The organism is Stenotrophomonas chelatiphaga, from assembly GCF_032054965.1.
Lineage (GTDB): Bacteria > Pseudomonadota > Gammaproteobacteria > Xanthomonadales > Xanthomonadaceae > Stenotrophomonas > Stenotrophomonas chelatiphaga.
Genome location: NZ_DAMBRS010000011.1, coordinates 63,412 through 82,823 on the forward strand (window position 1 = coordinate 63,412; position 19,412 = coordinate 82,823).

Sequence of the window (19,412 nt, forward strand, 5' to 3'; positions counted from 1 at the left end):
CTTACTCCGCCGCAAATTTCCAACAGTTTTCCAAGGACTCCTCACCACCATTCCGAAAGTACTCCTTGAACCCCCCAGTAAGCAGCCTTCTCGTCGCGAAGCCGACATTATGTTTCCTGGGACTCAATCCCTTCTGGATTTGCACCAGCGTAAGCAAGCCCATGGGGTCACTGTCTACGGGCGCGTGCCGAACCAGATTGCGCAAACTCGCTAGAGCCTCGCCCGCGCGGCGGGAGTGCGGCTCACTTCCGAGCGAAAACTGGGCGTATGCCGCGAAAAATGACAGCATTACATTGTCGCTACCAAACCAGCTAGCGCCAGTCGGCACTCCCTCCTCCTTGTCTCGCTCTGGATAAATCCTGCAAACATCGTCATCAATAGTTGCGTAGTCGGCTAGGAGTTCGACAAACCTATTAAATTGCTCGGTTATTTCTTGCTCAGACGAATCTAGCACCTCAGACTCGACCAGCTCCTGCGCCACTACATTCTCTCGGGTTATTTCAGGCGATTTAGTTACGTACGCTTGATAGCTCGTCGCAAGTCTATCCAGCGGGTAGCTTCTCGATTTGTGACGCCTTGCGCCGTCCTTCTCTGAGAGAATCACGAGACCCGGAACCTTGGCTTGTAGGCGCTCCTTTAGCGTTGAGAATAGCAACTCAACCTGATGGCGCATGCTCATCGCCTTCTGCCCGGCGTTTAGCACGATCATCCTGTAGACAAGGTTGTCAGTGCTTTCTTCTAGCCAGAACTCCAGATGCTGCATATGGTCTAGAGCAAACTCAATCCCATCATCCACGAGATCTTGAATAATATATGTGCGCTGCAGTCCGTCCAGAATGTTGACCCCACCTGCGCGCTGAAGCTCGACACCTAACGCCTCAAAGTCCTGTTCGAAAAATAGTTTCTTAAGTGAAGGAACTCGCTGTGGCTCGACAGCAAGAATAATCGAAGGCAACAACGCGCCCAGACTAAGATCCCGCTTTAAACGCTCGTAGGCACGGTGTTTCTCGCGCCTGCGCTGGATTGAAAAGTCACCAAACGTCGGACCTACAATTTCAAGTAGCTGCCGAATCGGAACTTGCGCATAGACGACAGGCGTATCAGTCCGCTTATCCTGCGCCACCCCTAGAATCTTCATCCTTGCCCCCTTGAGTATGGAGAGAGATTGCTTCTCATCTTGTTACCGAAAATTCGATTCGACCCTAACAGACTTGGGCTCTCCTGTGTCGGCATTGTACTGCTTGATTGTCCGCGCAACATCTTTGTTCGCCCTCCCTGCTTCGTCAGCGCCCGAATCACGCAGGTCTGCGCGCCAATTCCGGAGCCCAGAAGGCCTCTGTTAGTAAGTCAAGGCAACTGAAACATTTCGATGAATCGACTACCCACAGAGGGCCGCATGTAGCGTGCCGCGGCAGGCGTTAGGGCTGGGACGTTTCCAGCAGAACGTCATGACGCGTAGCGCTTTCAGCCCTAGAAATGAAGCCAGCCCTTACGCCACACATCGATCAAAGGCTTGACGGCAGCTGGAGATCAGGCGTCGGCGCGCCAGTTACCGGGGGTGCTCAGCCGACGCCAGACGGGCTTCTTCATCTCTCGGAGACATTGGAGCGCCTCGATGTAGTTATCGACCGCGGACTCTTCACCCTTAGGACCAATGGTGTATCCACGACCACGTCTGACGTCTGGCGAGAATCACGTTCCGTCATTGGCAACCGGCCCAAGTGTCCCTGGGGCTGTGGTATCGGAGGTCCCGTTAGCCGACGCAACGGCACTCTTGAAAGTGCTGGTCAGCGTAAGGCGCGTGGTAGCAGCAACCTCCGGTCCCGCGAGCACAATCTTTGGCCGCGAGAGGGACGCTTGTATCTTGGCGACCACCTCGTCCTGAAGGCGAACCCAGACAACGGCTCCGTTGGGGTGCTCATAGGGCACGGGTTCGCCGAGTGCGACTGCACCTTCCAGTACCCATGCCATGGTCCACGGGCGGGTCGATTCCTGCTTGTCAGGCGGAATGCAGTGCTTGTCTGCGTGTGCACGCCATGCGACCGCATCCAGGGGACCAATGCAGTCGACCAGATCGGCCAGACCAACAACCACGCCCGATCCTTTCTGGATAAGGGCGATGCGGCCCCGGTGAGAAGTGGGCCGAGACCGCATTTCCCAGGTTTTGTTCCCGCTGACAATCAACGAAAGCCACGGTTCATCGATTACGAGTCCTTTCACGCTTGAGTCCTTCGCACGCCCAGCCACGATCCATCCCGCAGCTTCCCTAAGCGTGACGCAAGTATCACTTATGGGCCGACCCATGCCTAGGTGCCGCCGACCTATGGCCCGTGAGAAGGTCTAGGTGTGTAACCGGGTTGGAGACTCATACAGAGCTGATTTATTCGGAGTTATCGACCTACAGGTCCGAACCGGATCCTGCAGCCCCGCACGATCAGTCGGTGACGCTAGGGCGGGCCGTGCTCACCAGCCGACGAAAACCAATCCCTGTAGGCGTCAGCATCGTAGAAGGACGCAGATTCGACTTTCTTCAGCGGAATCACTTCCACCCAGTACTCGACCTCGAATCCCCGTCCGTGGAGGGTGCCTTCTATCTACGCTTTAAGCTCGGCGATCTGGTTGACGAGATCCTGTTCATGTCTCACGACAGCGGACGACAGTGCTGCAGTCAATGCTACGTCTCGCTTGGTAGCGAAGGCTTCGAACTGGCTCCGGAAAATCTGGAGCTTCGGCTTCAACGAGTAGGCACGCTGCATCGTCACCCAGAAGTAGATGACCGGGTACTCAGTACGCTCTTCACCCATCTTCAGCGTGTCCTTGTCGCGGTAAGTTTAGAAGGATGGGGGGATCTTCAGGCAAGCCTCGGCAGAGTCGATATCTGAAGACACCTGGAAGATGCGGCCGCAGTATAGCTTTCGCGATTTCAACGTGAGCATGACCAACTTCTGCTGATCCGCCGCGCGACGCAGCAACTGCGCCATCGGCGTACCATGCCGTTCGGTAAGGGTGTCGTAGACACACCGAGCACGCGTCTTCGCCTTGCCACCGAAGCTCATCAGATGCGTGGAACGCCTTCCCCTGACCAGTCGAACCGATGCCAGGTTCAGCGCGTTATCCAGCACGATCGCGGCCACCAACGTGAGCAGCAGTTTGGTCGCATGCGGAACCCCGACGGCAGATGCAAACGCGTGGGCCAGCATCATCAACCAGCTGTCCGCAGGCAAACGAGTCCTGAGTAGAGCCGCTGCGGGAAATACCACCGCAGCCAAGGCTATGCCTGACCCGGCGGACATGAAGAAGGGCCGCTGCCCTTCGGCCTGCCGGGTAAAGAAGCGGAGAGGATGAAAGACGAAGTTGAACAGGTAGCCGCTGGTGACAAGCGACAACAGTATGATTGCCGAGCCACCGGGCCCCATCTGGGTTACTTCCCTACGGCCTTGAACCGGCGCAGGTTCTCCAACGAACGTGTGGCTTCCCGCGCATCGATGTACACATTCGTCGGGTCCACTCTCAGCGACCCATCGGGTCGCTGAGTGGTCTGGCCCCGCCGGAGCTACTGTGCCACCAGTTGTTCGAACTCTTCAAGCACGGCGTTAAACGCTGCGTTGTGGTCCAGAACGGTCATGGCGATTGTTCCTGTCATGTTGGCGAGTCTAACTTTCCCTCATCTCACCAACGGAGACGCGGAACTCAGTCCGCGCCTCCATCAGTTCAATCAATCAAACCCCAACAGGATTCGACTTCTCCACATCAATCTTGTACTGCTTGATCGCCCGGGCCACATCCTTCCCGGTCATCTTCCCTTCCTTCGCCAGCGCCGCAATAGCCGCATGCGCGATGTAATACCGGTCAACCTCAAAGAAACGACGCAGGTTAGCCCGCGTATCCGAACGACCGAAGCCATCCGTACCCAGCACGGTGTAGTGCCCCGGGATGAACGCACGGATCTGATCCGCATAAGCCCGCACATAGTCAGTAGCAGCAACAACCGGGCCCTGGCGGCCTTCCAGCAGCTCGGTCACGTAGGCCTTGCGCTGTTCGCCTTCCGGGTTCATGCGGTTGTAGCGTTCCACGTCGAAACCATCGCGGCGCAGTTCGTTGAAGCTCGGGCAGCTCCAGATATCAGCGGTCACGCCGAAGTCCTTGTCCAGCAGCTCGGCCGCGGCAATCGCTTCGCGCAGGATCGTGCCCGAACCCAGCAGCTGCACGCGCAGCTCGTTCTTCTTCGGCTTGCCGGCGTCGGTCAGCAGGTACATGCCCTTGACGATGCCTTCGGCCGCACCTTCCGGCATTTCCGGGTGGGTGTAGTTTTCGTTCATCAGGGTGATGTAGTAGTACTCATCCACCTGGTCTTCCATCATCGCCTTGGTGCCGTGCTGCAGGATCACCGTCACTTCGAAGCCGAAGGTCGGGTCATAGCTGCGCACGTTCGGGATGCCACCGGCGGCCAGATGGCTGTGGCCATCTTCGTGCTGCAGGCCTTCACCGTTCAGCGTGGTGCGGCCGGCGGTACCACCCAGCAGGAAGCCGCGGGTACGCATGTCGGCAGCCTGCCAGGCGATGTCGCCCACGCGCTGGAAGCCGAACATCGAGTAGTAGATGTAGAACGGCAGCATCGGCACGTTGGAAACCGAGTAGCTGGTACCGGCGGCCATCCACGATGCAATGGCACCCGGCTCGCTGATGCCCTGCTGCAGCACCTGGCCGCTCTGGTCTTCGCGGTAGAACATCAGCTGGTCCGCATCCACCGGCTTGTACTTCTGGCCGAACGGGGCGTAGATGCCGATCTGGCGGAACAAGCCTTCCATGCCGAAGGTACGCGCTTCGTCGGCCACGATCGGCACGATGTGCGGGCCCAGTTCCTTGTCGCGCAGGGTGATGTTCAGGCTCTGCACGAAGGCCATCGTGGTGGAGTACGAACGTTCGCCGCTGCTCTTCAGCAGGCGCTCGTAGGTTTCCAGCTTCGGTGCGTTGAAGCTCTTGCTGGCCTTGCGGCGACGCTGCGGCAGGTAGCCACCCAGCGCGGCACGACGTTCCTGCAGGTACTTCACTTCCGGCGAATCCGGGCCGGGGTGGTAGAACGGCACCTGGCCGTCCTTCAGCTGCTCGTCGGTCACCGGAATGTTGAAACGGTCGCGGAAGTGGCGCACCGCTTCGTCGTCCAGCTTCTTGGTCTGGTGGGTCGGGTTCAGTGCCTCGCCAGCGCTGCCCATGCCGTAGCCCTTGACCGTCTTGGCCAGGATGACGGTCGGCATGCCCTTGGTGTTGACGGCCTGGTGGTAGGCGGCAAACACCTTGTGCGGGTCATGGCCACCACGGTTCAGGCGCCAGATGTCGTCGTCGGAAAGGCCCGAAACCATCGCAGCGGTTTCCGGATACTTGCCGAAGAAATGCTCGCGGGTATACGCGCCGCCGAAGGCCTTGCAGTTCTGGTATTCGCCGTCGACGGTTTCCATCATCAGCTTCTTCAGGACGCCATCGGTGTCCTTGGCCAGCAGGGCATCCCAGTAACCGCCCCACAGCAGCTTGATCACGTTCCAGCCGCCGCCACGGAACACGCCTTCCAGTTCTTGGATGATCTTGCCGTTGCCGCGCACCGGGCCATCCAGGCGCTGCAGGTTGCAGTTCACCACGAAGATCAGGTTGTCCAGGCCTTCGCGGCCGGCCAGCGCGATCGCGCCCAGGGTTTCCGGCTCGTCGCTCTCGCCATCGCCGATGAAGCACCACACCTTGCGGTCGGACTTTTCGATCAGGCCACGGTTTTCCAGGTAACGCAGGAACTGCGCCTGGTAGATCGCGGCGAGCGGGCCCAGGCCCATGGAAACGGTCGGGGTCTGCCAATAATCCGGCATCAGCCACGGGTGCGGGTAGGACGACAGGCCACCGCCGTCGACTTCCATGCGGAACTTGTCCAGCTGCGCTTCGTCGATGCGGCCTTCCAGGTAGGAACGCGCATAGATGCCCGGGGCGCTGTGGCCCTGGATGAACAGCAGGTCGCCGGGGTGGTTGTCGCTCGGCGCGCGCCAGAAGTGGTTGAAGCCCACGTCATACAGCGTGGCACCCGATGCGAAGCTGGCGATATGGCCGCCCAGGTCGCCCGGCTTGCGGTTGGCGCGCACCACGGTGGCCATCGCATTCCAGCGGATGATCGAACGGATGCGCCATTCCAGGTCGGCGTCGCCCGGGCTCTTGGCCTCCAGGTTCGGCGCGATGGTGTTCACGTATTCGGTGGTGGGAGAGAACGGCAGGTACGCACCCGAACGACGGGTCAGTTCCACCATGCCTTCCAGCAGTTGATGCGCGCGCTCCGGGCCCTCGACATCAATCACGGCCTTCAACGACTCGATCCACTCCTGGCTTTCTACCGGGTTCGGGTCGTTGTTCAGCAGCTCGTTCAACCAGTTCATTAGCGCTCCCATTACCGCACGCACGCGCGCGACTGTTATTGATTTCTAGACCGCAAAGTGTAGCGCACCAGTGGCTTCCGTCACTTGGCTACGCCTGCGTATGGTCGTAAATGGCCTGTGTCCCTGCGGACTGTCCGAAGCTGTCCCGGCCAATGTTTCCAAGGTGTTACGCGCGCAGCGGACCGGGTTCCTTGCCCTGCCCGCCCCGGCCATGCCATTGATCCGGGACGGAAAACCAAGGATCGCGCCATGGTTGGTCGCCCTACGCCGCCTTCCCCCGACCGGCCCGCCGGCCGCAGCCTGCGCACGCGGCTGATGCTGTGGTCAAGCGTTGTGCAGGCCGCATTGTTGCTGCTGCTGGTGACACTGTTCTATCTGGGTGCGCGCACGCTGGTGCACCAGCAGGCCGCCGAACAGCTGCGTTCGCTGGCCGACCAGACCGCGCGCAGCCTGGGCAATTCGCTGCGTTCGGCGGAAATCACCGGCGACATGCTGCTGTCCCCGCTGGGCCGCCAGGCCTTCGATGCCGCCCAGCTGGATGGCCTGCTGCGCGCGGCGGTGGTGGCCGACCCGAACGTGGACGGGGCCACGGTGATCATCGAACCCGGCCGGGTGGTCGACCTGCCCGATGGCTATGCGTGCAATGACGTGCTGAGCGATGGCAGCGTGCAGCAGTCCTGCAGCGGCCAGCTGGGCTTCGATGCGCACCGGCGCAGCTGGTACCGCGATGCGTTGCGCGCCAGTGGCCCGTGGTGGTCGGCGCCGTATGCCAACCCACAGGCCGAAGGGCGTCTGTTCATCACCTACAGCAATCCGCTGCGGCTGCCGGGCGAGCTGCTGCCGGCCGGCCTGGTCAGCGTGGACGTGCCGCTGGCGCGGCTGCAGCAGGACCTGGGCGAACTGCCGGTGACCGTCGGCCTGCGCGCCACGTTGCTCGGCCCGGACCACCGCGTGGTGCTCAGTTCGGTGCCGGAAATCGAGCCCGGCATGTCGCTGCAGCAGTACCTGCAGCTGCGCCCGGACCTGGCGCCGTTGTTCGACCAGCGCGGGCCGGGGCTGGCTCCCGGACAGGGACTGGCCCACCGCGGCAGCGATGGCACCCGCTTCCTCAGCCGCATCGCCCCGCTGCAGCAGCCCGGCTGGCAGGTGGTGCTGTCGGCCGATCGCGATCTGCTGCTGGCCGACCTGCGCGATGTGGCGCATTGGGCGGTGGGACTGGGGCTGTTGGGGGTGGGGCTGTGGCTGCTGCTGGTGCGCCGGCATGCGATGCGCCTGCTGCAGCCGATGGAAGCACTCACCGCCGCCGCGCGCCGGTTCAGCGCCGGGCACTTCCACCAGCCGTTGCCGTTGCCACGCCACGATGACGAAGTCGGCCAGCTGACCCGTTCGCTGGAAGGGGCGCGCTGTTCCATCCTACGGCAGATGGACACCATCGCGCGGATGGCCAGCGCACGCGAACGCACCGAAAGCGAGATGCGCATTGCCCATGGCATCCAGCAGGGCATGCTGGCGCCGCCGCCGCGCCTGCAGGCCGACGGCTTCCTGCTGCGCAGTGCGGCGCTGCTGGTGCCCGCGCGCGACGTCGGTGGGGACTTCCAGCACATCGCCCAGCTGGACCGCACCACGCTGTGCTTCGTCATTGGCGATGTGTCCGGCAACGGCGTGCCGGCGGCGTTGTTCATGACCCGCGTGCTGACCGTGCTGGAAGCGTCGATGCAGCGCCATCGGCACCCACCGGCCATCCTGGCCGAAGCCGGGCGGCATATCGCCGAACGCAACCAGGCCTGTATGTTTGCCACCGTGCTGTGCGGGGTGGTGGATGTATCCAGCGGCCGCTTCGAACTGGCCAGCGCCGGCCATGAGTCACCGCTGCTGCGCCAGGCCGATGGCCGCGTACGCGTGCAGGCGATGCACAGCGGGCCGGCGCTGGGCATCAGCGCCGATGCGGACTACCCATGCGCGCGCGGGCTGCTGGCGCCGGGCGACTACCTGCTGGCCTATACCGATGGCATCAGCGAGGCGCAGTGTCCGCGCCGCCGCTGGTTCGGCCTGGAGCGGCTGCGCGCGGCGGTGGCCGCCGAACCCGACGACCGCCGCGTGTGCGCCCGCGTGGTGGACGCATTGCACGCTTTCTGCGAAGGCACCGGCAACCCGGACGACCTGGCGCTGGTCAGCGTGGGGCGGCAGGCGCTGTGGTCACCGCTGCGGCTGCGGGCGGCGGCCACCGCCGATGGCCTGGCCGAGCTGCTGCAGCGCCTGGTGGCGGGATTGCAGGGCATGCAGGTGGACAGCGCGCGCATCGGCGTGGCGCGGCTGGTCGTGGAAGAGCTGGGCACCAACGCGATGAGCTATCAGCGGGTTCTGTCGCGTGTGACTCTCGACGTCACCGCGACCCTGGATGAGGATGGCCTCGCACTGGACGTGCGCGATGACGGGCAGGCTTTCGACCCCACCGTTACGCCCGCGCCAGACCTGGACGCGGCAATGGAACGCCGCGCCATCGGGGGTTGGGGCCTGCACCTGGTGCGCTCGCTGAGCGACCACATCGAATACTGCCGTCGCGATGGCAGCAATCACGTCCGTCTTCTGCTGCTGCCTGCCGCAGCGCGCAAGGAGTAGTTGCCCATGCCCCGCCTGACCCTGCGTATCGATCCCGGCGACAGCCCGTACCAGCGCGTGTTCCTGTCCGGCTGGCTCGATGGCAGCACGCATGCCGAACTGGACGCGGCGCTGGCGCCGCTGCTGCACGACGGCACGCACATCCTGGAACTCAACCTGGCCGGGCTGGAGTACATCTCCAGCGCCGGCCTGCGCTCCATCTTCCGCGCGCGCAAGGCCCTGCACCCGCACGCCGGCCGCCTGCTGGTGATGCAGCCCCGCCCGGGCGTGCGCAAGGTATTCGAACTGGTCAAAGCGGTCCCGGTGGAAGAGGTCTTCGCCTCCCAGCAGGAACTGGACGATTACCTTTCAGCGATCCAGCAGAAAGTAGCCAGCGGCGAACTGTAGCCGGTAGTGACGACCGCTGGTCGTCAGCTCTCCCGGTAGGCGCCGACCCAGCCCCGGTGGGGTGACGACCCACCCCACCCTTGCACCCAACCCCATATCGATATATCGTTTCGCCATCCGAACCGATATATCGAAATGACCCCGCCGCGCCCCGCCCCCGCCACCACCCGCCTGCTCAGCCGCGGTGACCTGCGCCTGCTGGTGCTGGCGCTGCTCGGTGACCAACCGCGCCACGGCTACGAGCTCATCCAGCACGTCAGCGAGCTGTTCGCGCGCGCCTATACCCCCAGCGCCGGCACCATGTACCCGCTGCTGGCCAGCTTCGAGCAGGCCGGCTGGGTGCTGGCCGAAGACGACGCTGGGCGCCGCCGCTTCCGCATCACCGACAGCGGCCGCGCCGAACTGCTGGCACGCCGCGATGAAGTCAAAGCCGCCCAGCACCGCGCCTGGCACCGTGCCCGCGAGATCGCCAAGGCCGACATGCCGCCGGACCTGCGTGATGCCCTGCGCCAGTTCAAGGGCGCACTGGTGCGCCACCACGGCCGCTGGCAGGAAGGCGAAGCCGCCCAGGTGGCCGCCCTGCTGCTGCAGGCCGCCGCCCTGTTGAACGGCCAGCCGCCCGTGCCCGCCGCATCCCCCGAACCTGCGACCCCGCCCGCCTGAGCCAGCCCGGTCGCCCCGCGCCTGTCGCGCCCCCTTCCCTCTTCAGGATTCCCTATGTCTTCCCATGAAAACAAGCGCCTGCGCCTGGATGTCCGCTTCCGCGAACTGACCGTGCTGCGCACCGAAGAAGTCACCCCGAACATGCGCCGCGTGGTGCTGGGTGGCGCCGACCTGGCGGGCTTCGATTCACCCGGCCCGGATGACCACATCAAGCTGTTCTTCCCCAACAGCAGCGGCGAACTGGTGCTGCCGACCATGACCCCCGAAGGCCCGCGCTACCCGGAAGGCAAGGAACATTCGGTGGCCCGCGATTACACCCCGCGCGGCTGGGACCACGAGGCCGGCGAGCTGGCAATCGACTTCGTGCTGCACGGCGACCACGGTGTGGCCGGGCCGTGGGCCGCACGCGCGCAGCCGGGCGATACGCTGGCCGTCGGCGGTCCGCGCGGTTCGTTCCAGGTGGCCGATGACTACGATGGCTACGTGCTGATCGGCGATGAAACCGCGCTGCCGGCGATTGGCCGCTGGCTGGAGATCCTGCCCGAAGAAGCCGAAGTGCAGGTGCTGATCGAAGTGGCCGACGAGGCCGAGCGCCAGGACCTGCCGCAGGGTGACAACGTGCGCATCCAGTGGCTGGAACGCAATGGCTTCCCGGCGGCCAGCAGTTCGCTGCTGGAAGACGCGCTGGTGGACTTCGAGGCACCGGAAGGCGATGTGTTCTATTGGATCGCCACCGAATCGCGCCGTGCGCGGATGATGCGCAAGTTCTTCGAAGGCCACCACGCCGTGCCACGCGACTGGATCCGCTCCACCGGGTACTGGAAGGCGCACCCGGATGACACCGACGGCGACTGAAAGGTAGTGACGGCCGCTGGCCGTCAACCCGACAGACCACGGTAGTGACGGCCGCTGGCCGTCAACCCGACAACCCGGTAGTGACGGCCGCTGGCCGTCAACCTGCCTTTTGACGGCCAACGGCCGTCACTACCGGATTAACGCGATAATGGCGGCATGACCGACCTCTTTGCTGCCACCGTCGCCGCGGCGCTTTCGCGCCTGCAGACCGACCCCTCCGCCTTTGACACCGTGCTGGCCCCCCATGGCGATGCCGGCGCACTGCGTCCTTCGTTGCAGGAACTGCTGGACACGCGCCAGCAGGCGCTGAAGGCCGACGCCGATGTCGGCCTGGTCGCCGACATGCTGCGCCGCGACCAGAAGTTCGCCCCGCCGGGGCGTCCGTCGATCCACCTGGTGCAGCTGCGCAAGCAGCAGGCCAGTGCCAAGCAGGCGGCGTTGATCGCGCGCCAGGCGTATGGCCGCGCCGCGCAGGATTTCGTGCGGGCGCTGTCGTTGAAGATCACCCCGCGGCTGACCCCGATCGCCGTGGCCGACCGCTGGATGCAGACGAAGTTGGGGTGATCCATGGCCGCTGCGCTCGCCGAGCGTGGCTCGGCGCTACCGGCTCGCCGAGTGTGTATCGGCGCTACCGAAGCGGCAAAAAAAAACCCGCCGTCGCCGGCGGGTTTTTCCGTTCAAACCACCTGGGTTCAGGCAGCCGGCTTTTCGCCGGTGGCTTCGGTGGTGATGCGGATCTTCACTTCATCGCTGACGTTCGGGGCGTACGCGCCGACGCCGAAATCGCTGCGCTTGATGGTGGTGGTGGCATCGAAGCCCGCCGCCGGCACCTTGGCCATCGGGTGCTCGCCGCCGCCATTGATGGTGACGTCCAGGGTGACCGGCTTGGTCTGGTCCTTGATGGTCAGGTCGCCGGTGACGGTCAGCTTGTTGGTGCCGGCCGATTCCACCTTGGTGCTCTTGAACGAGGCAGCCGGGAACTTGGCGGCATCGAAGAAGTCGGCGCTCTTCAGGTGCTCGTCGAACTTGGCGGTGAAGCTGTTCAGGCCGGTCAGCGGCAGCTTCACTTCCACGGTGGACTTGGTCACGTCGGCCGCGTCATACACCAGCGTGCCTTCGGCGCTGCCGAAGTGGGCGGTCGGGTTGGAGAAGCCGAAGTGGCTCCACTGCGCCAGCACGTCGGTGTGGGTCGGATCCAGCTTGTAGGTGCCCGAGGCAATCTGGATCGCGTCGGCGGCCGGGGCAGCCGGTGCGGCGGCGGCGGCATCGGCGGCCGGGGTGGTGGTCTGCTCGGTGGCGGCCGGGGTGGCGGCGGCGTCGGCAGCCGGGGTGGCTTCGTCGGCCGGCTTGGAGCAGGCAGCGATCGCCAGGGTCAGGGCCAGCGGAAGCAGCAGCTTGGTGGTCTTGGTCATGTTCAGGACTCTCTCGATTTCAGTAAGGGAATGGACTGCAAACATCGACCCGTCCAAGCGGGACCGGCCGATTCAAACACAAACCCGGTTCAGACGATGCGAGCGGCTTCGTCGAAGGACAGGCGCGGCGAACGCGGGAACAGACCGGCGGTGTCGCCGTAGCCCAGGTTGACCAGGAAATTGCTGCGCAGCGAGGTGCCGGCAAAGAACGCTTCATCCACCTTGGCCGGATCGAAGCCGGTCATCGGGCCGGCGTCCAGGCCCAGCGCGCGTGCGGCCAGGATCAGGTACGCGCCCTGCAGGCTGCCGTTGAGGAAGGCCGGCTTCTGGCGGTTTTCCTGCGGGCCGTCGAACCACGCCTTGGCATCGGTGTGCGGAAACAGGTAGGGCAGCTTTTCGTGGAAGTCCAGGTCGTGGGCGATGATCACCGTGACCGGTGCCGCCATGGTCTTGGCCAGGTTGCCTTCGGACAGTGCCGGGGCCAGCTTGGCCTTGCCTTCTTCGGAAGTGACGAACACGAACCGTGCCGGGCTGGAATTGGCCGAAGTCGGACCGAACTTCACCAGGTCGTACAGCGCGCGCAGCGTGGCCTCGTCCACCGGCTTGTCGTGGAAGTCATTCGCGGTGCGGGCAGTGCGGAACAACTGGTCAAGTGCGGCAGCGTCGAGTTCGTGCGACATGCATCCTCCAGGTAAAGAGCGTCAGCCCGGTGCTGCCTGCCAACAGGCCTGCAGCCGGGTCCATGCGGGGCAGTGTAGAGTGTCGCGTCTGTTGCAACACCCAGCAGGGCTGAAACGAATTAATGCCAATCGTGAAACGATCGAGTGCGCCCTCGACGATTACCGATGGCCGCGCCGGCAACGTCCGGCAGGCCGTGGCGCTGGCCGGCGCGCTGCGTCTGGGCACGCACCAACCCCTGACGCTGGTGCCGCGTGCGCCCTGGCGCTGGCTGTCGCCACGACGCCTGGCCGGTGACATCCGGCACGGTTACGGCGAGGCATTCGCGGCACTGGCGACGTCGCCTCCGACACTGGCAATAGGCTGTGGACGACAGGCCGCCGGGGCATTGCGGGCACTGCGTGCGCGGGGAAGCCGGGTGGTGCAGATCCTGGATCCGCGCATCAGCGCGCGCCACTGGGACCTGGTGGTCGTGCCCGAACACGACCGCCTGCGCGGCGGCAACGTGCTGACCCTGCTCGGCAGCCTGAACCCGGTGGACGATGACTGGCTGTCGCTGGGGCGAGCCGCCTTTGCCGATTTCCGTGGCCTGCCGGGCCCACGTACCGCGTTGCTGGTCGGCGGGCCGACCGCCCACGCGGCATGGGACGAACAGGCCATGCGCGGGGTGTTCGAGCAGCTGGCCGCGCAGATCCGCGAACAGGGTGGCAGCCTGCTGGCGACCACCTCGCGGCGCACCCCGCCGGCACTGGCAGACGCGCTGCGTGACACGTTTGCCGATATCCCGAACGTGATCTGGGGCGATGGCGGTGATGGGGTGAATCCGTATGCCGGGCTGCTGGGCTGGGCCGACCGGGTGGTGGTATCGCCGGATTCGGTGAACCTGCTGTCCGAAGCCAGTGCCACGCGTGCACCGGTGATGGTGGCGCTGGCGGCCAGTGCACAGGGCCGCATGCAGCACTTCCAGCAGGCACTGCACGAACGCGGCCGGCTGCAGCCGCGCTGGCTGGACTGGGACCATGGGCCCATCGCGCCGCTGCGCGAAACCGGACGCATCGCCGCCGAAGTGAAGCAGCGCCTGGCCCTGTAGTGACGGCCGCTGGCCGTCATCCCCCGCCACAGGTAGTGACGGCCGCTGGCCGTCATCCCCGCTGTGGTGGGTGACGACCGTTGGTCGTCACGCTGTCCGCGCGGCACCCGCCGACCCTGTATCGGCACTACCAGTCTATGATGGCCGCGACATGGACCGTCCTTTCTTATCCCTCGCCCTGCTCCTGCTGCTCGCCCCGGCCACTGCCTGGGCCGACAGTGGCACCTGCCGCGAACGCTATCCCAGCCCGGCCGCCGAAGCGGCGATGTTCGACGTGGCGTGGACCACCGCCGAGCGCCTCGACGCCCTGCCCGACGTGGATGTGGTGATTGCCGCACGCGGCGGCCAGGACCTCAGCCGCTACGGCCTGCGCCACAGCCACCTGGCCTTCCTGCTGCGCGACGACGACGGACGCTGGCGCGCGGTGCACCTGCTCAACCGCTGCAAGACCGACCGTTCGCTTCTGTATTACGAAGGCTTGGCCAACTTCATCGGCGAAACCGGCGGCCATACCGATCTGCGCATCGGCCTGCTCGCGCCCGCGTTGGCCGCCCGCCTGAAGGCGATGCTGCAATCGCCGGCCACGGCCGCGCACGCACTGCACGAACCCCGCTACAACGTGGTGGCCTATCCGTACCGCACCGATTTCCAGAACTCCAACGGCTGGGTGCTGGAAGTACTGGCCGCGGCGATGGCCAGTGCCGATGGCGCCGCGCCCCTGCAGGACCGCGCCCAGGTGCAGCAGTGGCTGCGCGCCAACGGCTACCTGCCCAGCGTGCTGCATATCAGCCTGGGCAAGCGCGTGGGTGCGCGCGTGGCGGTGGCCAATGCCACCACGACCGACCACCCGGTGGCCGAGCGCGTGTCCGGCAACTATTCGGTGGTGAGCGTGGAATCGGTGTTCGATTTCCTGCGCGCGCGCCAGCAGCTGCCGCAGGAGCTTTCCATTCCGCATGTCCCCGTGGCCGGTGCCACGGCCGCTACGCCCTGACCCCATTCCGCAGGAGACACGCATGTCCCGTTCCTTCGCCACGCCGGCACTCGCCCTGATCCTCGCCTCCTCCCTGCTGGCGCCGCCTGCACGCGCCGGCGAGCTCAACAGCAGCGAGGCGACGGTGTTCATCTCCGTCGCGTTGACCCTGTCGATCCCGCTGGCCGCGTCGGCCGGGCTGGCGGGCCTGTCCGCGGCACCGTTCAAGGCCAGCGACCGGCACAAGGCCGCCAAGCGGGTGCCGGCCACGCCGCTGCCGGAAATGGAGGTGAAGGACGTCACCCCCCTGCCCGATGGCGGGCGCCGCGTGCAGCTGCAGGTGCCGGGCAAGGATGACCAGACGGCCACCCTGGAATGGCCGGCGCGCGCGGATGATCCCGGCGCCGGTTTCGTGGTCGGGCAGACGGTGGCCTTCGTGCCGACCCCGGCCGGCGCCGGCTGGAACGTGCACGATGCCGCGGGCCGCCAGCTGGCCTACGTGCCCACCGCCTACGCCGCAGCGGACAGCACCAGCACCACCTGGTGATGGCTGTCGGCTGAACGTCCCGGCTGGCCGCGTGCCCTGCCGGGGCGGATAATGCGCGCCTTCCTTTGAACTCACTGGCTCGCCATGTCCGTGCGCCCTGTCCCTGTGTTTGCCCCGATGACCCTGCGCGCGCTGCTGCTGGCGGTGCTGGCGATGGGCGCGGTGGTGCTGGGTTCGAACGTGCTGGTGCAGTACCCGATCAATGACTGGCTGACCTGGGGCGCCTTCAGCTATCCGGTCGCCTTCCTGGTCAGCAACCTGATCAACCGCCGCTTCGGCCCGGGCCCGGCCCGTCGGGTGGCATGGGCCGGCTTCGCGCTGGCGGTGGTGCTGTCGTTCTGGGTGGCCACGCCGCGTATCGCGGTAGCGTCCTGTTCGGCGTTCATCGTGGCGCAGTTGCTGGACATCACGGTATTCGACCGGCTGCGTCGGGGCAGCTGGTGGCGCGCGCCGATGGTGGCCACGACCTGCAGTGCCACGGTGGATACCGCGATCTTCTGGAGCATCGCGTTTGCCGGGTCTTCGCTGCCGTGGATGAGCTGGGCACTGGGCGATCTGGCGGTGAAGCTGGCGATCGGCGTGTGCCTGCTGGCGCCGTTCCGCGCGTTGTTGTGGAAGATGGCGCCGGTGAAGAGCGCGGGTTGACGGCGAAGGCATGACGGCCAGCGGCCGTCACTACCGGGGTCAGGTGTCGAACGGGAGCTTGGCGTCCACGCAGGCGGCGCTGATCGTGGCGCGTGCGTGCTCCAGTGCGTCGCTTGGCGCGGCCATGCGCGGGCGGCGGTCCAGCGTGCATGCCAGCCCCAGTTCCAACAGCGTGGCGTGCGCGGTCTGCAGTGCGCTGGCGCGTTCCGGCGGCAGCCAACCGCTCGCCGCCAGTGCGGCGATCAAGCCCGGCGTATCACGTGGTTCCAGCAGCGCCGGTTGCGCGGACGCCGTGCCCAGCACACCCGCCTGCAGCAGGAACTCCAGGTCCGCCACGCCACCCGCGCCCTGCTTGAGGTCCATCCGCGCGGCATCGCTGCGGTCCAGTTCCGCGCGCATGCGCTGGCGCATCTTGACGATGTCCGCGTGCAACACCTCGCCGTCCCGCGGGCGGCCCACGGTCTGCGCGCGCACGTCTTCGAACGCCTCCAGCAGCACGGCATCCCCGGCCACGCCGCGTGCGCGCACCAGTGCCTGGTGTTCCCAGGTCCACGCACGTTCGCGCTGGTATTCGCGGTAGCTGGCCAGCGATGACACCAGCGCGCCCTTGCCCCCATCCGGGCGCAGCCGCACGTCGATGTCATACAGCCGTCCGGCGGCGGTCACCGCGCCCAGCAGGGCCATCACCTTCTGCGCAAGCCGGGCGTACCAGCGCGCGGGTTCCAACGGACGCACGCCATCGCTGGCGTCCACCTCCGCCGGGTTGTCGTGCAGGAACACCAGGTCCAGGTCCGAGCCGAAACCCAGTTCCAGCCCGCCCAGGCTGCCGTAACCGATGATCGCAAAGCGCCCATCCGGGATGTCGCCGTGCGCGGCGCGCATGTCCGCCTGTGCCAGCTGCAGCACCACATCCACTACCACCTGCGCCAGTTCGGCCAACTGGCGCGTCGTCTCCACCGCGCCCTGGCGGCCATCCAGGCTGGCCATGGCCATGCGGAAGCTCAGGGCCAGGCGGATCTCGTTGAGCCAGCGCAGCGCCGATTCGGGGTCTTCCACCGCCAGCACCTGCGCGCACTCGGCCTGCATTTCCTCGCGGCTGGGCAGCGGCCCGGACACGCGCACGTCCAGCAGTTCGTCCAGCAGCAGCGGATAGGCTTCCAGCCGTTCGGCCAGCAGCGCGCTGCGGGCCAGCACGTCCACCAGCCGCGCCATCGAACTGGGCTGTTCGTCCAGCAGCGCCAGGTAGCTGGTGCGGCGCAGGATCGCCTGCAGCAGTCCCAGCACGCGCTTGAGCGCGGCATCGGGCTGCGGCGACCGCGTGGCGGCGTGCAGCAGCGCCGGCAGCACGCGATCCAACCGTGTGCGCGCCCCATCGGACAGCGACTTCACCCCGGACGACTGGGCGAAGTCGCGCAGCATCTGGTCGGCACCGTGGGCATCGGCGAAGCCGGCGTCCACCAGCAACTGCGCATCGCCATGTGCGGGCAGCCCGCGCCAGTAGCTGGCCACGGCATCCGGCGCGGCCTTGCCTTTGCGCGGGGCCAGCAGCGCGCCGAATTCGGTACTGACGCGCTGCTGCTGCACGGCCAACGCATCGCGCAGGCTGTCGAAGTCCGGGTAGCCCAGGCCGATCGCGATGCGCAGCCGTTCCAGTGGATCGGCCGGCAAGGTGTGGGTCTGGGCGTCGCGCAGCATCTGCAGCCGGTTTTCCAGCCGGCGCAGGAACAGGTAGGCCTCGCGCAGCGCCGCGCCGTCTTCAGCGGCGATCTGCCCGGCGTCCACCAGCGCGGCCATCGCGTGCAGCAGGCGGCGCTCGCGCAGCACCGGTTCGCGACCGGCTCGGATCAGCTGCAGCGACTGGCACAGGAACTCGATTTCGCGGATGCCGCCGGCACCGCGCTTGATGTCTTCGTGCATGTCACGCCGCGCGACTTCGGCGGTGATCGCCGCCTTCATGTCGCGCAGTCCATCCAGCGCGGTGAAGTCCAGGTAGCGCCGGTACACGAACGGGCGCAGCGACTTCAGCCACTCCTCGCCAGCGTCGATGTCACCGGCCACGGTGCGGGCCTTCAGCCAGGCGTAGCGCTCCCAGTCGCGGCCTTCGCGCTGGAAATACTGGTCCATCGCCGCGAACGACATCGCCACCCGGCCGGCGCGGCCGAACGGACGCAGGCGCAGGTCCACGCGGTGGCTGAAACCATCGGCGGTGGTGTCATCGAGCAGCTTGGCCAGGCGCTGGCCGACGCGTGCGAAGTACTCATCGGCATCCAGCGGCCGCGCGCCATCGGATTCACCGCGCTGGGCGAAGGCGTACACCAGGTCCACGTCGGAACTGAAATTCAGCTCACCGCCCCCCAGCTTGCCCAGCCCGAACACCACCAGCCGTTGCGCCTTGCCGGCATCGTCGCGGACCACGCCGTGGCGGCTGGCGAACTCGATTTCCAGCGCGCCCAGCGCCAGCTGCAGGCACTGCTCGGCCAGCTCGGTGGACCCGGCCAGGGTCTGCTGCACGCTGTCCATCCCGGCCAGGTCGCGCCATACCAGGCGGGTCGACATCGCCGCGCGGTAGCGCCGCAGCAGGCCGGGCCATTCGGCGGGCTGCTGCGGGGTGAGCTCCGGCAACGGCAACGGCGGGCAGTCGGGCTGGGTCAGGTGGGCGAGCAGCGCCGGCTGCCGGCACAGCGTATCGATGGCGAAGTCGCTGGCGACCGCCAGCTGGCGCAGGAAGGGTTCAAGCGGGGTGCCCGGCGCGCTGCCGAGGGCAATGGTCAGGCGTGCGAGGGCACGGTCGGCCAGCGGGACGAGGGCGTCGGGGAGCGGCGCATAGGGTTGGGTCATGGGAGGATTGTAGGACGGTGCGGCGTGTTGACGGCCAGCGGCCGTCACTACCGGTGCGTATTCAGCAGTTCGCTGCAGGCGTAAAAAAGCCCGCTTGCAGCGAACTGCCAGCGGGCTCTGCTCCCTCCCCCACGTCGGGATGCAGGGCCATCGTGCCGACTGCAAAAGCACATTGCACGCTGCACTGCAAAACAATACTGGAGGGTACAGAAGCCTTCACGCCGGAAGCGCCATCCCACCAAGGTCGCAGGCCCCGTACGGGTAGGTTTGGCCGATAATCGATCTTTCCCCCACGAAACAT

General features: G+C 66.0%; 17 protein-coding genes. 9 read left to right on the forward strand and 8 right to left on the reverse strand.

Annotated elements, in window-relative coordinates; all coding sequences use genetic code 11:
- Position 1: 1 nt before the first annotated feature.
- The 5 genes from RTX79_RS13670 to aceE form a co-directional block, all read right to left on the reverse strand.
- Positions 2-1,138, reverse strand: a complete 1,137-nt coding sequence (locus RTX79_RS13670) for a hypothetical protein (RefSeq protein ID WP_312684346.1) — start codon at positions 1,136-1,138, stop codon at positions 2-4.
- Between the two features lie 554 nt (positions 1,139-1,692).
- A complete protein-coding gene (locus RTX79_RS13675) occupies positions 1,693-2,220 on the reverse strand; it encodes an ASCH domain-containing protein (RefSeq protein ID WP_312684348.1) in 528 nt (175 codons plus the stop codon).
- Between the two features lie 374 nt (positions 2,221-2,594).
- Positions 2,595-2,804, reverse strand: a complete 210-nt coding sequence (locus RTX79_RS13680) for a hypothetical protein (RefSeq protein ID WP_312684349.1) — start codon at positions 2,802-2,804, stop codon at positions 2,595-2,597.
- A 27-nt stretch (positions 2,805-2,831) separates the two neighbouring features.
- The gene (locus tag RTX79_RS13685) at positions 2,832-3,386 is read right to left on the reverse strand and encodes a hypothetical protein (RefSeq protein WP_312684351.1); all 555 of its coding nucleotides are present in this window, start codon (positions 3,384-3,386) and stop codon (positions 2,832-2,834) included.
- 333 nt (positions 3,387-3,719) lie between these two features.
- Complete coding sequence (gene aceE, locus RTX79_RS13690) at positions 3,720-6,407, reverse strand: pyruvate dehydrogenase (acetyl-transferring), homodimeric type (RefSeq protein WP_057507355.1); 2,688 nt, start codon at positions 6,405-6,407, stop codon at positions 3,720-3,722.
- 249 nt (positions 6,408-6,656) lie between these two features.
- On the opposite strand from aceE, the gene RTX79_RS13695 reads away from it, so the two are divergent.
- From RTX79_RS13695 to RTX79_RS13715, 5 genes are all read left to right on the forward strand, one after another.
- Complete coding sequence (locus RTX79_RS13695) at positions 6,657-9,026, forward strand: SpoIIE family protein phosphatase (RefSeq protein WP_312684352.1); 2,370 nt, start codon at positions 6,657-6,659, stop codon at positions 9,024-9,026.
- Positions 9,027-9,032: 6 nt separating this feature from the next.
- On the forward strand, positions 9,033-9,413 hold the full coding sequence (locus RTX79_RS13700) for an STAS domain-containing protein (protein WP_312684353.1): 381 nt from the start codon (positions 9,033-9,035) through the stop codon (positions 9,411-9,413).
- 135 nt (positions 9,414-9,548) lie between these two features.
- Positions 9,549-10,076, forward strand: a complete 528-nt coding sequence (locus RTX79_RS13705) for a PadR family transcriptional regulator (RefSeq protein ID WP_312684354.1) — start codon at positions 9,549-9,551, stop codon at positions 10,074-10,076.
- 54 nt (positions 10,077-10,130) lie between these two features.
- A complete protein-coding gene (locus RTX79_RS13710; protein ID WP_312684355.1) occupies positions 10,131-10,931 on the forward strand; it encodes a siderophore-interacting protein in 801 nt (266 codons plus the stop codon).
- 156 nt (positions 10,932-11,087) lie between these two features.
- Positions 11,088-11,495: a hypothetical protein gene (locus tag RTX79_RS13715; RefSeq protein WP_123700268.1), complete on the forward strand. Its 408-nt coding sequence runs from the start codon at positions 11,088-11,090 to the stop codon at positions 11,493-11,495.
- Positions 11,496-11,623: 128 nt separating this feature from the next.
- On the opposite strand, the gene RTX79_RS13720 is transcribed toward RTX79_RS13715, so the two are convergent.
- Both RTX79_RS13720 and RTX79_RS13725 read right to left on the reverse strand, forming a co-directional pair.
- Complete coding sequence (locus tag RTX79_RS13720) at positions 11,624-12,343, reverse strand: YceI family protein (protein ID WP_312684358.1); 720 nt, start codon at positions 12,341-12,343, stop codon at positions 11,624-11,626.
- 89 nt (positions 12,344-12,432) lie between these two features.
- Positions 12,433-13,023 carry a malonic semialdehyde reductase gene (locus tag RTX79_RS13725; RefSeq protein ID WP_123700266.1) on the reverse strand — a complete coding sequence of 197 codons (591 nt, stop codon included), beginning with the start codon at positions 13,021-13,023 and terminating at the stop codon, positions 12,433-12,435.
- Between the two features lie 122 nt (positions 13,024-13,145).
- On the opposite strand from RTX79_RS13725, the gene RTX79_RS13730 reads away from it, so the two are divergent.
- The 4 genes from RTX79_RS13730 to RTX79_RS13745 all read left to right on the forward strand — a co-directional run bounded on the left by RTX79_RS13730 (position 13,146) and on the right by RTX79_RS13745 (position 16,273).
- Complete coding sequence (locus RTX79_RS13730; protein WP_312684359.1) at positions 13,146-14,111, forward strand: mitochondrial fission ELM1 family protein; 966 nt, start codon at positions 13,146-13,148, stop codon at positions 14,109-14,111.
- A gap of 151 nt (positions 14,112-14,262) precedes the next feature.
- Complete coding sequence (locus tag RTX79_RS13735) at positions 14,263-15,102, forward strand: DUF2145 domain-containing protein (RefSeq protein WP_312684360.1); 840 nt, start codon at positions 14,263-14,265, stop codon at positions 15,100-15,102.
- A gap of 22 nt (positions 15,103-15,124) precedes the next feature.
- Complete coding sequence (locus RTX79_RS13740) at positions 15,125-15,628, forward strand: hypothetical protein (RefSeq protein ID WP_312684361.1); 504 nt, start codon at positions 15,125-15,127, stop codon at positions 15,626-15,628.
- Positions 15,629-15,712: 84 nt separating this feature from the next.
- Positions 15,713-16,273, forward strand: a complete 561-nt coding sequence (locus RTX79_RS13745; RefSeq protein WP_057508225.1) for a queuosine precursor transporter — start codon at positions 15,713-15,715, stop codon at positions 16,271-16,273.
- A 39-nt stretch (positions 16,274-16,312) separates the two neighbouring features.
- Here the strand turns inward: RTX79_RS13745 and glnE are convergent, their stop codons facing one another.
- Positions 16,313-19,111 (reverse strand): bifunctional [glutamate--ammonia ligase]-adenylyl-L-tyrosine phosphorylase/[glutamate--ammonia-ligase] adenylyltransferase, encoded by a 2,799-nt coding sequence (glnE, locus tag RTX79_RS13750; RefSeq protein ID WP_312684363.1) that lies wholly within the window; start codon positions 19,109-19,111, stop codon positions 16,313-16,315.
- Positions 19,112-19,412: the final 301 nt, after the last annotated feature.

Coding starts and splice junctions, on each gene's coding strand:
- RTX79_RS13670 (WP_312684346.1), bottom strand. CDS start 1,138: ATGAAGATTCTAGGGGTGGCGCAGGATAAGCGGACTGATACGCCTGTC.
- RTX79_RS13680 (WP_312684349.1), bottom strand. CDS start 2,804: ATGGGTGAAGAGCGTACTGAGTACCCGGTCATCTACTTCTGGGTGACG.
- aceE (WP_057507355.1), bottom strand. CDS start 6,407: ATGAACTGGTTGAACGAGCTGCTGAACAACGACCCGAACCCGGTAGAA.
- RTX79_RS13695 (WP_312684352.1), top strand. CDS start 6,657: ATGGTTGGTCGCCCTACGCCGCCTTCCCCCGACCGGCCCGCCGGCCGC.
- RTX79_RS13700 (WP_312684353.1), top strand. CDS start 9,033: ATGCCCCGCCTGACCCTGCGTATCGATCCCGGCGACAGCCCGTACCAG.
- RTX79_RS13705 (WP_312684354.1), top strand. CDS start 9,549: ATGACCCCGCCGCGCCCCGCCCCCGCCACCACCCGCCTGCTCAGCCGC.
- RTX79_RS13710 (WP_312684355.1), top strand. CDS start 10,131: ATGTCTTCCCATGAAAACAAGCGCCTGCGCCTGGATGTCCGCTTCCGC.
- RTX79_RS13715 (WP_123700268.1), top strand. CDS start 11,088: ATGACCGACCTCTTTGCTGCCACCGTCGCCGCGGCGCTTTCGCGCCTG.
- RTX79_RS13720 (WP_312684358.1), bottom strand. CDS start 12,343: ATGACCAAGACCACCAAGCTGCTGCTTCCGCTGGCCCTGACCCTGGCG.
- RTX79_RS13725 (WP_123700266.1), bottom strand. CDS start 13,023: ATGTCGCACGAACTCGACGCTGCCGCACTTGACCAGTTGTTCCGCACT.
- RTX79_RS13730 (WP_312684359.1), top strand. CDS start 13,146: ATGCCAATCGTGAAACGATCGAGTGCGCCCTCGACGATTACCGATGGC.
- RTX79_RS13735 (WP_312684360.1), top strand. CDS start 14,263: ATGGACCGTCCTTTCTTATCCCTCGCCCTGCTCCTGCTGCTCGCCCCG.
- RTX79_RS13740 (WP_312684361.1), top strand. CDS start 15,125: ATGTCCCGTTCCTTCGCCACGCCGGCACTCGCCCTGATCCTCGCCTCC.
- RTX79_RS13745 (WP_057508225.1), top strand. CDS start 15,713: ATGTCCGTGCGCCCTGTCCCTGTGTTTGCCCCGATGACCCTGCGCGCG.
- glnE (WP_312684363.1), bottom strand. CDS start 19,111: ATGACCCAACCCTATGCGCCGCTCCCCGACGCCCTCGTCCCGCTGGCC.